Source organism: Pseudoalteromonas sp. SM9913, from assembly GCF_000184065.1.
Taxonomy (GTDB): domain Bacteria; phylum Pseudomonadota; class Gammaproteobacteria; order Enterobacterales; family Alteromonadaceae; genus Pseudoalteromonas; species Pseudoalteromonas tetraodonis.
Genome location: NC_014803.1, coordinates 2,108,648 through 2,122,268, shown reverse-complemented (window position 1 = coordinate 2,122,268; position 13,621 = coordinate 2,108,648). Strand labels below are relative to the sequence as shown.

14 protein-coding genes are annotated in these 13,621 nt (G+C 41.1%); 8 read left to right on the top strand and 6 right to left on the bottom strand.

Going from position 1 to position 13,621, the window contains the following annotated elements; genetic code table 11:
- Window positions 1-180: 180 nt before the first annotated feature.
- The 6 genes from ychF to lolB form a co-directional block, all read right to left on the bottom strand.
- Window positions 181-1,272 (bottom strand): redox-regulated ATPase YchF, encoded by a 1,092-nt coding sequence (gene ychF, locus PSM_RS09675; RefSeq protein WP_008467970.1) that lies wholly within the window; start codon window positions 1,270-1,272, stop codon window positions 181-183.
- A gap of 53 nt (window positions 1,273-1,325) precedes the next feature.
- The gene (gene pth, locus PSM_RS09670) at window positions 1,326-1,910 is read right to left on the bottom strand and encodes an aminoacyl-tRNA hydrolase (RefSeq protein WP_008467968.1); all 585 of its coding nucleotides are present in this window, start codon (window positions 1,908-1,910) and stop codon (window positions 1,326-1,328) included.
- 18 nt (window positions 1,911-1,928) lie between these two features.
- On the bottom strand, window positions 1,929-2,543 hold the full coding sequence (locus PSM_RS09665) for a 50S ribosomal protein L25/general stress protein Ctc (protein ID WP_013465331.1): 615 nt from the start codon (window positions 2,541-2,543) through the stop codon (window positions 1,929-1,931).
- Between the two features lie 149 nt (window positions 2,544-2,692).
- Window positions 2,693-3,640, bottom strand: a complete 948-nt coding sequence (locus PSM_RS09660; RefSeq protein ID WP_008115168.1) for a ribose-phosphate pyrophosphokinase — start codon at window positions 3,638-3,640, stop codon at window positions 2,693-2,695.
- A gap of 86 nt (window positions 3,641-3,726) precedes the next feature.
- A complete protein-coding gene (gene ispE, locus PSM_RS09655; RefSeq protein ID WP_013465330.1) occupies window positions 3,727-4,584 on the bottom strand; it encodes a 4-(cytidine 5'-diphospho)-2-C-methyl-D-erythritol kinase in 858 nt (285 codons plus the stop codon).
- 2 nt (window positions 4,585-4,586) lie between these two features.
- Window positions 4,587-5,174 carry a lipoprotein insertase outer membrane protein LolB gene (lolB, locus tag PSM_RS09650; RefSeq protein WP_013465329.1) on the bottom strand — a complete coding sequence of 196 codons (588 nt, stop codon included), beginning with the start codon at window positions 5,172-5,174 and terminating at the stop codon, window positions 4,587-4,589.
- A gap of 83 nt (window positions 5,175-5,257) precedes the next feature.
- Here lolB and hemA point away from each other — a divergent pair, with 83 nt between their 5' ends.
- From hemA to kdsA, 8 genes are all read left to right on the top strand, one after another.
- Window positions 5,258-6,514 carry a glutamyl-tRNA reductase gene (gene hemA, locus PSM_RS09645; protein ID WP_024602657.1) on the top strand — a complete coding sequence of 419 codons (1,257 nt, stop codon included), beginning with the start codon at window positions 5,258-5,260 and terminating at the stop codon, window positions 6,512-6,514.
- A gap of 7 nt (window positions 6,515-6,521) precedes the next feature.
- On the top strand, window positions 6,522-7,607 hold the full coding sequence (gene prfA, locus PSM_RS09640) for a peptide chain release factor 1 (protein ID WP_008115176.1): 1,086 nt from the start codon (window positions 6,522-6,524) through the stop codon (window positions 7,605-7,607).
- A gap of 2 nt (window positions 7,608-7,609) precedes the next feature.
- Window positions 7,610-8,449 (top strand): peptide chain release factor N(5)-glutamine methyltransferase, encoded by an 840-nt coding sequence (gene prmC / locus PSM_RS09635; protein WP_013465327.1) that lies wholly within the window; start codon window positions 7,610-7,612, stop codon window positions 8,447-8,449.
- A 55-nt stretch (window positions 8,450-8,504) separates the two neighbouring features.
- Window positions 8,505-10,058: a DUF3369 domain-containing protein gene (locus PSM_RS09630; RefSeq protein ID WP_013465326.1), complete on the top strand. Its 1,554-nt coding sequence runs from the start codon at window positions 8,505-8,507 to the stop codon at window positions 10,056-10,058.
- Window positions 10,059-10,076: 18 nt separating this feature from the next.
- The gene (locus tag PSM_RS09625; protein ID WP_013465325.1) at window positions 10,077-10,451 is read left to right on the top strand and encodes a SirB2 family protein; all 375 of its coding nucleotides are present in this window, start codon (window positions 10,077-10,079) and stop codon (window positions 10,449-10,451) included.
- Window positions 10,452-10,582: 131 nt separating this feature from the next.
- Window positions 10,583-11,410: a tetratricopeptide repeat protein gene (locus tag PSM_RS09620; RefSeq protein WP_013465324.1), complete on the top strand. Its 828-nt coding sequence runs from the start codon at window positions 10,583-10,585 to the stop codon at window positions 11,408-11,410.
- Between the two features lie 22 nt (window positions 11,411-11,432).
- Window positions 11,433-12,686, top strand: a complete 1,254-nt coding sequence (locus PSM_RS18620; protein ID WP_013465323.1) for a DUF819 family protein — start codon at window positions 11,433-11,435, stop codon at window positions 12,684-12,686.
- Window positions 12,687-12,695: 9 nt separating this feature from the next.
- Complete coding sequence (gene kdsA, locus PSM_RS18615) at window positions 12,696-13,550, top strand: 3-deoxy-8-phosphooctulonate synthase (protein ID WP_013465322.1); 855 nt, start codon at window positions 12,696-12,698, stop codon at window positions 13,548-13,550.
- The last annotated feature ends 71 nt before the right edge of the window (window positions 13,551-13,621 follow it).

Sequence of the window (13,621 nt, the reverse complement as noted above, 5' to 3'; positions counted from 1 at the left end):
AAACGTTGCTTTTTTAACACTCTTTGTGGGCTTTGTATTGTAATTTTGGCTTTGCCTTACAATTCTAAGCCTATAGTAAGGGTAGACTAATTATTACTTTTATTCGGCTGAAAAATAAAAAGGCTCGTAAAAACGAGCCTTTAAAAAACAATGAGCCACTTAACGTGGTGCAATGTTTAATTATACGTTGAACAAGAAGTTCATTACATCGCCATCTTTAACAATGTACTCTTTCCCTTCTTGGCGCATTTTACCTGCTTCTTTTGCACCGCTTTCACCTTTAAATGCAATAAAGTCATCAAAAGCAATTGTTTGTGCGCGGATAAAGCCACGTTCAAAGTCGGTATGAATTTTACCCGCTGCTTGTGGCGCTGTTGCACCCACTGGGATAGTCCATGCACGTACTTCTTTTACACCCGCAGTAAAGTAAGTTTGCAAATGTAGTAGCTCATAGCCACCACGAATAACAAGGTTAAGTCCTGGCTCTTCAAGACCAAGGTCAGCCATAAACTCTAATTTGTCTTCTTCGTCAAGCTCAGATAGCTCAGATTCGATAGCTGCACACACAGGCACAACAACCGCATCTTCAGCAGCCGCTATTTCACGGACACGATCTAGCAATGGGTTATTTTCAAATCCGTCTTCAGCCACGTTAGCAATATACATAGTTGGCTTAATAGTTAAGAAGTTAATAGGCGCAATGGCTGCTTTTTCTTCTTTTGTTAGCGCTAAAGAACGTAAAGTTAAGCCTTCATCAAGATGTACTTTTACTTTTTCAAGTACCGCATTTTGCTCTTTAGCGTCTTTATCGCCACCTTTTGCTTTTTTTGCATTACGGAACATTGCTTTATCGGCACTGTCCATATCAGCAAGTACTAGCTCGGTGTTGATCACGTCAATATCGTCAGCAGGGTCGATAGTACCAGCAACGTGAATAACGTTTTCATCTTCAAAACAACGAACTACATGACCAATCGCATCTGTTTCACGGATATTTGCTAAAAACTGATTGCCTAGGCCTTCACCTTTCGATGCACCTTTAACTAAACCTGCAATATCCACAAATTCCATACTGGTTGTAAGAATACGTTGTGGGTTAACAATTTTAGCAAGTTCGTCTAGGCGAGGATCTGGCACCGGTACCACACCTGTATTAGGTTCAATGGTACAAAAAGGAAAGTTAGCGGCTTCAATACCCGCTTTAGTCAATGCATTGAAAAGTGTTGATTTACCAACATTAGGCAAGCCAACGATGCCACATTTAAAACCCATAGTAAGATACCTTGTTTAGATTCGTTTAATACGTGCGACCGTATACCCAAAAATTAGGGTTTAAACGAATGTAGTCTGTTTTGTGCTTTTAACACACCGTCTTTAGCAAGTATTTCCATACAACGAACTGCTTCATCAACTGCGGCATCCATTTTTTCTTGATCGTCCTTGGCTGCTTTACCAAGCACCCAACCGGTGACCATTTCGCGATGTCCTGGATGACCTACACCTATGCGCAAGCGCATAAAGTCTTTTTGATTTGCCATTTTTGCAATAATGTCTTTTAAGCCATTATGACCGCCATGTCCGCCGCCTTTTTTTAATTTAGCAACGCCCGGGTCTAAATCCAATTCATCATGGGCAACAAGTATGTCTTCCACGGGGATTTTAAAAAAATTGGCTAAACTACTCACCGCTTTGCCACTTAAGTTCATGTAAGTGGTGGGGATCAGTAATTTGAATTCTTTGCCTTGAATAATCACTTTGCCAGTAAGGCCGTGATATTTAGGGTCGTGTTTTAGCGTGCAGTTGTAGCGTGCAGCGAGTTCTTGAATGAACCAAGCACCTGCGTTGTGGCGTGTATTTGCGTATTCGGGGCCTGGATTAGCCAGGCCCACAAGCATTTGAATAGAATTCAAGGTGCGAGACCTTAAATATTATTCTGCAGCGTCTGAAGCGTCGTCTTCAGTTGGAGCTGCTTTGTTAGCTTTGATAGTAACGATAGACTGATCGTGGCCTTCGCCTTTACCAAGCTCAACAGATTGAACACCTTTAGGGAACGCAAGATCTGTAAGGTGGATTGAATCACCAGCAACAAGATCAGATACGTCTACTTCGATGAATTCTGGAAGTGACTTAGGAAGACAAGAAATCTCAACTTCAGTTAACTGGTGAACAACAGTTGCACCTAACTTAGTTACTTTCTCTTCACCGATGAAGTGTAAAGGAACCTTAGTTACTAGTTTATGAGTTGCGTCTACACGTTGGAAATCAAGGTGAGTAAGCTTAGGCTTGAAAGGGTGACGTTGGATATCTTTTAAGATTGCTTCAACTTTCTCGCCACCTACATTTAATGTAAGGATGTGAGTGTAAAAGCCTTCGTCTTCTTGTGCTTTGATCATATCTTTATGAGCAAAAGTAAGCGATACCGCTTCTTTATCAGCTCCATAAAGGATTGCCGGCACTTTGTCTTCGCGACGTAGGCGGCGGCTCGCACCAGTACCAGTTTCTACGCGAAGTTCAGCGTCATAAGTATAAGTTGTGTTAGACATGATGTCTCCAATAATTAAAAGTGTTAGGGCCTTTGCGACCAAGGTCCCTAGCCAAAAGGCGCGCTATCATACCACTGCGGGTTTATAAAATAAACATCGCTTACAAAAAAAGCGCCAAAAGGCGCTTTTATACTCATTAATGTTTAACTTTAGTGTTCAAACATTGCCGAGATAGATTCTTCGTTGCTAATGCGACGAATAGTCTCTGCTAACATATCTGCAAGCGTTAATACTTTTACAATATCAAGCGCTTTTAGTTCGTCAGACAGTGGAATTGAGTCAGTTACAATCACTTCGTCAATCACAGAGTTACGTAAGTTTTCTGCAGCTGTACCAGAAAGAATAGGGTGAGTAGCGTAAGCAAATACACGTTTAGCACCATGCTCTTTAAGAGCTTCAGCGGCTTTACACAATGTACCACCGGTATCAATCATGTCATCAACAATAATACAATCGCGGCCTTCAACGTCACCAATAATGTGCATTACTTGAGAAACGTTAGCTTGAGGGCGACGTTTATCGATAATTGCTAAGTCGGTATCGTTTAATAGTTTTGCAATTGCACGGGCACGCACCACGCCACCAATATCAGGTGATACAACAACCACGTCATCAAAGTCGCGGTTCTTCATATCTTCTAATAGTACAGGGCTACCAAATACGTTATCCACTGGTACATCAAAGAAGCCTTGGATTTGCTCAGCGTGTAAATCAACCGTAAGAACGCGGTCAACACCTACACTTGATAAGAAATCCGCAACCACTTTAGCTGTAATTGGTACACGGGCAGAACGTACGCGACGATCTTGACGAGCATAACCAAAATAAGGGATAACAGCAGTGATACGACCGGCAGATGCACGGCGTAACGCATCAACCATAACGATAAGTTCCATCAGGTTATCGTTAGTAGGGGCACAGGTTGATTGCAAGATAAAAACATCCGAGCCACGAACATTTTCATTAATTTGAACACTGATCTCACCGTCACTAAAACGGCCAACAACAGCATCGCCTAATTCAATATATAAACGTTTTGCAACTTTTTGAGCTAGGTCAGGTGTTGCGTTACCAGCGAAGAGCTTCATGTCAGGCACGGTAGGGTTCCTCAGGCACTGAATTTTTGGACTAACTTACATTGAGTGAACAAAGTAGGTTAACTTATGATTACTTGTACGTTACTTCATTTATCAATGATGGCGGCTAACTCCGTATGAGCAGGAGAGGTACTAACGCTGGATGCGATAAAACCCTGCCAAGTATGGGGGAGGTTAGCAAGTACATCTTGTGCTTGAACTTGGCTAGCAAATTCAACAAAACAACATGAACCTGTTCCGGTCATCTTTGATGGAGCGTATTTTAGCAACCACTGCAGGGTTTTTTCAACCTCGGGGCACAGCTTTTTCACTAAAGGCTCACAATCGTTGGTTAAAATTTGCTGTTGCCAGTCGCCAGAAAGTTTTGGTGTATCACGTTTTAAATCTGGGTGAGTAAATATTTGTGCTGTGCTGACATGTTGATTTGGGAAGACAACACAATACCACTTCGGCGGCAGTTCTAGGTACTCTAATTGCTCGCCAATGCCATGTGCTATGGCACTTTTACCTTTAATGAACACAGGTACATCAGCACCGAGTTTCAGGCCTAAATCAGCCAGTTCATCTAAAGATAGGGCTGTATTCCAAAGCGTATTAAGAGCTAAAAGCGTTGATGCAGCATCGGATGAACCGCCTCCAACACCTCCCCCCATGGGTAAGCGTTTAGTTAAATTTATTTTTGCACCCATATCCACTTTACAGTGGGTTTGTAATAATAACGCCGCTTTGTAAATCAAATTGTCGGTTAGCGCAATGCCATTGGTGTCGCCGCTAATACTTATAAGAGTATCCGTGCTTAGTTTAAAATGGAGCTCGTCACCATAATTTAAAAACGTAAATAAAGTTTCTAATTCATGGTAGCCATCATCACGGCGGCCATTAATGTGTAAAAATAAATTAAGCTTGGCTGGGGCAATCAGCGAAAATTCAGAGTGAGTATACATAGTTAGTTAAACTGCCAGTCATAGAGTTTGATTTTAATTTTAATCTTTTCATGGGTTAAGGTTAAAGCATTCGGTAACCAAAAACCGTATTTTTGGACGTAACTTGTGTAACTTATTTGCCACTTTTTGCCATTATCATCAAACCATAACACGCTTTTAGCACGCCCTAACTGATCAATTTCTAGGGTGTGATCGTCAATGGTAGCTTTTAACCATGGGCCTGCGTTATTAACCGGTAAAGTAAACCCTGTTAAACGTTGTAAAAGTGCACTGGCGTTACTATCAAAATACGGTTGGTTATCAAAGATTAATTCGGCGCCGACTGCGGTTTGTTTAAGCGATAAAATCCGTGTGCCAATAAACGTGGTTAACACTAAATGATTACTATTTTGTGTTTGTTGCCAATTTAAGTTGGCAGATTGGCGCTCATCTGGGCTAATAAACGCAAGTTTACCGTCTACTTGCCAAGTTTTTTGCTCGCCAAGGCGTAACTTCCAGTCTTCGTAAAGCTCTGTTTTGTAATTGTTTTTACTCACGCAGCCGGTTAAAAATACAAATAGCAGTGTTAAAATCAAATATTGTCGAGTCAAATGTTGTTCCTTACTTTCCATATTCCTGAGATTTTTGATAAAATTGCCGCCTATGTAGTAGGGCTCAGCAATATTTGGCAGATATGACCATAATAGCACTTGGTATTAATCACAAAACCGCATCCGTAGAATTACGAGAAAAAGTGGCCTTTTCGCCTGAGCAAATTTCAGAGGCGCTACAACAATTAAGTGGCCATGCCGACTTTAATGAAGCGGTTATTGTCTCTACCTGTAATCGCACTGAGGTGTATTGTAGCCTTGCACAGCAAAATTCCCAAACATTGTTGCAATGGTTGGCCAGTTTCCATGGTTTAGATGAACATGAACTGAGTAAAAATATCTACTGTCATGAAGACAGCGCTGCAATAAATCATTTGATGCGTGTAGCCTGTGGGCTTGACTCGCTGGTGTTAGGCGAACCACAAATTTTAGGGCAAATAAAACAAGCCTATAATAGTGCCAAAACCCATGATGCGGTGGGCGTTACGTTTGACCGTTTGTTTCAAAAAACGTTTTCGGTGGCAAAAGAAGTCCGTACCGAAACCAACATTGGTGCCAGTGCAGTATCTGTCGCCTTTGCGGCAGTTAATTTAGCAAAGCATATTTATGGAAAGCTGGATAAAACCAAGGTGTTACTCATTGGTGCCGGTGAAACCATAGAGCTGGTAGCAAAACATTTATACCAAAATGAGCCGCAAAAAATTACAGTTGCCAACAGAACAATAGAAAGAGCGCGCAGTTTAGCCGATGAAGTATCAGCCGATGTTATTGCGTTGGCACAATTGCCTGAACGTTTGCATCAAGCTGATATTGTGATTAGCTCCACCGCCAGCACTTTGCCCATTATTGGTAAAGGTGTAGTTGAGCAAGCACTGAAACAACGCCGCTATAAGCCGATGCTGTTTATTGATATAGCTGTACCACGCGATATTGAAAGCCAAGTCGGTGAACTCGACGACGCCTACTTGTACTCGGTCGATGACTTACAAGCCATTGTTAGTGAAAACATGGCTGCTCGTGAGCAAGCGGCAGAGCAAGCACAAATTATTATTAGTGAGCGCACCAAAGAGTTTTTTATGTGGTTGCGCTCGCTTGATTCAGTGGATTTAATTCGCCACTACCGTAATGATGTACAAACAACAAAAGCAGAACTTGTAGATAGGGCGCTTAGTCAGCTAAATACAGGTAAAGACGCAGAAAAAGTAATTTTAGAGCTGGCCAATAAATTAACCAATCGCTTAATGCACGCGCCTACCCGTGCCATCCAAGATGCAGCGAAAAAAGGTGAAGTGGCTCAGTTAAACCAATTGAAAAAAATGTTAGGTATAGATCAGGAATAACAGTTAAATGAAAGAGTCCGTTTATCGTAAATTAGAAACCTTAGTTGAGCGCTATGAAGAAGTTCAAGCGCTACTAAGTGACCCATCGGTCATTAGTGATCAAAACCGCTTTCGTACTCTTTCAAAAGAATACTCTGAGCTTGAAGAAGTGGTGAAAACGTTTTTAGCATACCAGCAAGCACAAGAAGACTTGAGTAGCGCTGAAGAAATGCTAAAAGATTCAGATCCTGAAATGCGCGAAATGGCACAAGAAGAATATAAAGAAGCAAAAGCACAAATTTCGACTTTAGAAGACGACATTCAAGTGCTTATGTTGCCTAAAGATCCGAAAGACAATAACAACGTGTTTTTAGAAGTTCGTGCCGGAACAGGGGGCGACGAGGCCGCTATTTTTGCTGGCGACTTGTTTAGAATGTACAGCCGCTACGCAGAAACAAAAAAATGGAAAGTAGAAGTTGTGACGACCAACGAAGGTGAACATGGCGGCTACAAAGAAGTAATTGCTAACATCAGCGGTGAAGGTGTGTATGGGCAATTAAAATTTGAATCAGGCGTGCATCGTGTACAGCGCGTCCCAGAAACTGAGTCACAAGGGCGCGTACATACCTCAGCATGTACTGTTGCTGTAATGGCTGAAGTGCCAGAAGCAGAGGCCATAGAAATTAATACCGCCGATATTAAAGTTGATACCTTTAGAGCATCGGGCGCGGGTGGTCAGCACGTTAATAAAACCGACTCTGCCATTCGTATTACTCATTTACCAACCGGTGTTGTGGTTGAGTGTCAAGATGAGCGTTCTCAACATAAAAACCGTGCAAAAGCGATGTCGGTATTGGCGGCGCGTTTGCAACAGGCTGAAGATGAAAAACGTCATGCTGCTGAAGCGTCTGAACGTCGTAATTTAGTGGGCAGTGGCGATCGTTCTGAGCGTATTCGCACATACAACTATCCGCAGGGGCGAATTACCGATCACCGTATTAACTTAACGCTTTATCGTTTAAACGAAGTGGTAGCCGGTGATTTAGGCGCTGTGGTTGAGCCGCTAATGCAAGAGCATCAGGCCGACTTATTAGCAGCGATGGGCGACGATTAATCGTGAACCTCACTGTTGAAAACGCTATTACTACCGGTGCTAATTTATTAGCATCAAGTAGTGATAGCGCAAAGTTAGATGCTCAAGTACTACTGCTTAATATTTTACAAAAGCCACGTAGTTATTTATTTACTTGGCCAGAAAAACAATTAACGGATGAGCAATCACAAGCGTTTGAGCGTGCATGTGAGCGTCGTTTAAACGGCGAGCCTGTTTCGCACATTACAGGGTATCGTGAGTTTTGGAGTTTACAGCTTGAAGTAAATCCAACAACACTCATTCCTCGCCCTGATACAGAAACCTTAGTTGAGCTTGCGCTTTCATGTAATGTACCAAATGACGCCAAAGTGCTCGATTTAGGCACAGGCACTGGAGCAATTGCACTTGCGCTTGGTAGTGAAATGCCTACATGGGATATTATTGCCGTTGATCGTATTGATGATGCGGTGGCACTGGCCAAACGTAATCAAAAACGATTAGCGATAAATAATGTGTGTGTTGAACAAAGCAATTGGTTTAGCGCGTTAAATAATAAAAAATTTGATCTAATTGTAACCAATCCCCCCTATATAGAATATAACGATAAACACTTGCACCAAGGTGATGTGCGCTTTGAGCCTTTGTCTGCATTGGTTGCAGATGATGCTGGATTAGCTGATATTAAACAAATAATTACACAATCACGTGACTATTTACATTCTAATGGCTATCTTTTAATTGAACACGGATTTGAGCAAAGTGCAGCTGTTCGCCATATATTCAACCAAATGGCGTTTATAAATGTAAGCACAGTGAAAGATCTTGGTAATAACGACCGCGTAACTTTCGGACAATGGCCTTAACTTATTAAAAATAGCCCCGTTGTTTGTTTGCATATGTTTTAAGGAACTCTTTGTGATGGAAGATTTTTTATTTTCAAATGAACAACCACCTGAAGTAGTAAGTGAAGAGCAAGGAACATGGAAAGTTCTAATTGTTGATGATGAACCCGAGGTTCATGCTGTTACGCGTTTAGCGTTGAGTGATTTTAAGTTTCAAGATAGACGCTTGGAGTTTATAAGTGCTTATTCCGGCGCAGAAGCGAAAAAGTTGATTGATGATCATCCTGATGCGGCCATCATCCTACTCGATGTTGTTATGGAAACAGACGATGCGGGTTTGCAAGTAGCAAAATACATTCGTGATACCGTTAAAAATAATTATATTCGCATTATTCTACGAACCGGGCAGCCAGGCCAAGCACCCGAGCGCCAAGTAATCGTAAATTACGATATTAATGACTATAAATCTAAAACAGAACTTACCGCACAAAAATTATTCACCGTTATGATGGCAAGTCTTCGCTCGTATCGCGATATTATTTCGATTGAGCAATCGCGTGAAGGGCTAGAAAAAATAATCACCGCTTCGCGCAATATTTTTGCAACCCATTCAATGGATAACTTTATTGAAGGCGTGATGCAGCAGCTTACTTCTTTACTAAACGTTGCTGATGAAGCCATGTATGCCACCACCTTAGTTGCACAAAATCCGTCAGAGGAGATGAATAAAAAACTGATTGTTTGCTCTGGTACCGGCGATTTTGCTAAGCGCGAGGGAGAAGAGCTAGAAACCGTACTAGCAGAAGACCAACTGTTAGCGTGCCAAGAGGCCCTTGCTAACAAAGCAATTGTGTACAGAGATGATTATTTGTTTGCTTATTGCAGCAGTAAATTTAACCATAATTCAATGTTGTTTGTATCAGGTGTGCCGTCAAAGTTGACGGATACACAACGAAACCTAATTGAAATCTTTTCTCAAAATGTGCAGTTGGCATTTGAAAATGTGCAGTTACATACTGAAGTTGAAGCCACACAACAAGAGCTTGTTTATCGTTTAAGTGAAGCCGTTGAACAGCGCTCGTGCGAAACGGGTAATCATGTAAAACGGGTTGCTTATATTTGCTATGAATTAGCATTAGCCTACGGGTTATCTGAAGAGCAAGCGAATTTAATTCGCTTTGCATCGCCTTTACATGATGTGGGTAAAATAGGTATTCCGGATGCAATTTTAAATAAGCCTGGCAAGTTAAATAGCGAAGAGTGGGAAGTTATGAAAACTCATGCTGGAAAAGGCTATGCTATTTTGAAAGATTCACCGCGTAAAATAGTCAGCGCAGGGGCATTAATCGCACAGCAGCACCACGAAAAGTGGGATGGTTCTGGTTACCCTAGTGGATTAAAGGGGGAGCGTATTGATATTTTTGCCAGAATAGTGGCATTGGCTGATGTGTATGATGCACTGCGCCATAAACGTTGTTATAAAGGTGCGTGGACACTTGAAGAAGCGGTTGCGGAGATCAACGCAAATAAAGGAACGCATTTTGATCCTAAACTTGTTGATGTATTTAATGATAAACTTGAAGATCTCGAAGCGGTACTTTTACGCTTTCCTGACAAAACACATAACTAAACAGAAGTAACAATACATATGGATTATTTAGCATTAAAACACTCACACATGGCCATTGCGCTAGTGAGTATTATTTTATTTTACGTACGTTCTTTTTCTCGTATGGGCAGTGGCAGCCTTGCCAAAAATAAATTGGTTTTTATTGGTAGCCACAGTATAGACACTTTATTAATTGTCTCAGCCATCGGTTTAATGGCAATGGCTAAAATAAACCCATTAGAGCAGCTTTGGTTATTAGAAAAAATTATTCTAGTTATCGTTTATATTGTTGTGGGTATTATTAGCGCTAAACAAACGACAACCGTTCCAAAAATCGTATTTTTAGTACTTAACACCGCTGTTATTTTAGCTATTGGTTACTTAGCAACAGCTAAAGCCCCGCTGTTGTTATAATTAACAATGCCTATTTAAGCTTTGCACACCAAAGGTGTAAAGCTTACCTCTTCAATTCATTTCTGATTATTGGTATCTAGCTTTAAAATTAGGTAAACTACGTCCTCGTTTTCTAGAATGTTGTAGTATGAATGACCACCCTCGGGTTTGATGAACACGATGAATCTTATATAGAAGATGCTTACGATGATTTTTTGCCGCCGGCTATATATCGTTGTATCAAAGCGGAAGCTAAATGGGACCCTCAAATAGACTTAACACCAAGTCTTGAAATACTCACTGCGTTTGAGCAGCAAATAGAGTCTATTTGTCAGCAGATGCCGGACGAACACGATCGCCTAGATAAACTACTTGATAGCTTTTATAGTGAGTGGCTATTTAGTGCATCAAGCTTGAAAGTTCCTGAGTATAAGTTAAATAGCATCAGCTACACCTTGTCTATGCGCAGTGGCACACCGACAACCTTAGCTATTTTGTTATGCCACTTTTTACAGCATGCTAAACTCGATGCCAGTGTAAGCATAACTCAAGGCGAAGTGGGCATTCACGTCGCAATGAGTGATGAAGAGGGTTATCTTGTTGACCCTAGCAGTGGCCAACAAAGTTGGTACATCATTCCTGAAAATATTGATGAAGAAAATCCTCAAGAACAAGAGCCTTTAGAGCTTATTTTTGAAGACGAAGTGTATAAATTATTTTTAGCGCAGCAAAAATGGTCTTTCATTAGTGAAAATAAATTTGGTCATGCCTTAACTTGCGTCGATTTATTAATGGAAATGTTAGGTGATGATCCCTATGAGCGACGCGACAGAGGTTATTTACTAAATCAGCTTGGCTGCCCTAAAATGGCACGAGATGATTTACAGTTTTTTGTTGATGAATGTCCTGATGATCCTGCTATTGAAATCATTCTACATCAAATTGAAGAACTTGAAGACAATCATAAAACTCACCACTAAGAATAAAAAAATAGGAAATGTTATGGCTGATCCCCAAACTGCATTAATTACCAATGATGCCGTTGTACTTGGTTTATTGGCGATTATTTTAGGGTTTATTTTCAAAACCTCAAATAGTCAACGCCCAGGTCTTGTGGCATTTTATAAATATGTACCGGCATTATTGCTGTGTTATTTTTTGCCGTCATTGTTAAATACCTTTGGTATTGTTGATGGTTCTCAATCTAACGTGTATTACGTCGCTTCGCGATATTTACTGCCAGCGTGTTTAATTTTGCTTACCATCAGTATTGATTTAAAAGCGATTATTAATTTAGGTCCTAAAGCATTAATTATGTTTTTAACCGGCACCGTAGGTATTGTGATTGGTGGCCCATTAGCTATTTTAATAATGAGTGCTGTTTATCCAGAAGCGGTAGGGGGACATGGCCCTGACGCTGTTTGGCGTGGTATGACAACCATTGCAGGTAGCTGGATTGGTGGCGGTGCAAACCAAGCATCTATGAAAGAAATGTTTGAAGTGGGTGGCGATATTTTCTCAGCCATGGTCACCGTGGATGTGATAGTGGCTAATTTATGGATGGCAGTATTATTATTAATGGCAGCTAATCATAAAGCGATTGACGCTAAAGCCGGTGCAGATACCACCGCGATTGAAGACTTAAAGCAACGTGTTGAAAAATACCATGCAGAGCATGCGCGTATGCCAACGCTAAATGATTACATGATGATTATTGCTATTGCCTTTGGTATTACCGGTTTAGCGCACTTTTGTGCAGATATTTTAGGGCCCTTCTTTGCCAATAATTATGCGTGGGCAAAAGAATACAGTTTAAACAGTAAGTTCTTTTGGCTTATTGTTATATCAACGACGATAGGTATTTGCTTATCGTTTACCAAAGTACGCCATATTGAGGCGTTTGGTTCATCGAAAGTGGCGTCAGCCTTTTTGTATATTTTAGTGGCATCGATTGGCCTGCATATGAATGTAATGGCGATTTTTGATTCACCGATGTATTTTGTTATTGGTGCAATTTGGATGTTAACTCACGCAAGCTTAATGCTCATTGTGGCTAAATTAATTAAAGCGCCATTATTTTATATGGCTGTTGGCTCACAGGCCAATGTAGGTGGCGCAGCGTCTGCCCCTGTTGTGGCCGCTGCGTTTCATCCGTCACTGGCACCGGTCGGCGTATTATTAGCTGTACTTGGCTATGGTGTAGGTACATATATGGCGTATATTTGTGGATTAATGATGCAAGCAGTTGCACCATAAGGAATTAAAATGAACAACCAAGTTATTAATATCAATGAAATAGAACTGGCAAATAATAAACCTTTTGTTTTATTTGGTGGCATGAATGTGCTTGAATCACGCGACTTAGCGATGCGTATTGCCGAGCATTATGTTGAAGTGACCACTAAATTAAATATTCCTTATGTATTTAAGGCGTCATTTGATAAAGCCAATCGCTCGTCCATCAATTCTTACCGTGGTCCAGGCATGGAAGAAGGCTTAAAGATATTTGAAGAGATTAAAAATACCTTTAATATTCCGCTTATCACCGATGTACATGAACCTCATCAAGCAGCACCGGTTGCAGAGGTTGTTGATGTTATTCAGCTACCGGCGTTTTTGGCTCGTCAAACAGACTTGGTGGTTGCAATGGCTAAAACAGGCGCGATTATTAATGTGAAAAAGCCACAGTTTTTAGCTCCGCATGAAATGCGTCATATCATTACTAAATTTAATGAAGCCGGAAATAATAATGTGGCCTTATGTGAACGTGGTTCAAGCTTTGGCTATAATAACCTAGTGGTTGATATGCTAGGTATGGATGATATGAAAACCATGGCTCCCGTTATATTTGATGCAACTCATGCACTGCAGCGTCCTGGCGGTCGAGCAGACTCAGCCGATGGTCGTCGTGCCCAAGCTGCCGAACTTGCTCGTAGCGGCATGGCTCTTGGTATCGCAGGCTTATTTATTGAAGCGCACCCCAATCCAAATGAAGCAAAATGTGATGGCCCCTGTGCATTAGCATTGAGCAAGTTAGAAGGGTACTTATCGCAAATGAAAGCGGTGGATGATTTAATCAAGAGCTTTGCCCCTCTTGATACCAGTGCTAGCGATTTATAAAGTTGATTAACACTTTAAAAAGCGACTTAGGTCGCTTTTTTTATGGCTTGAATATACTCTTTCCTAGCATA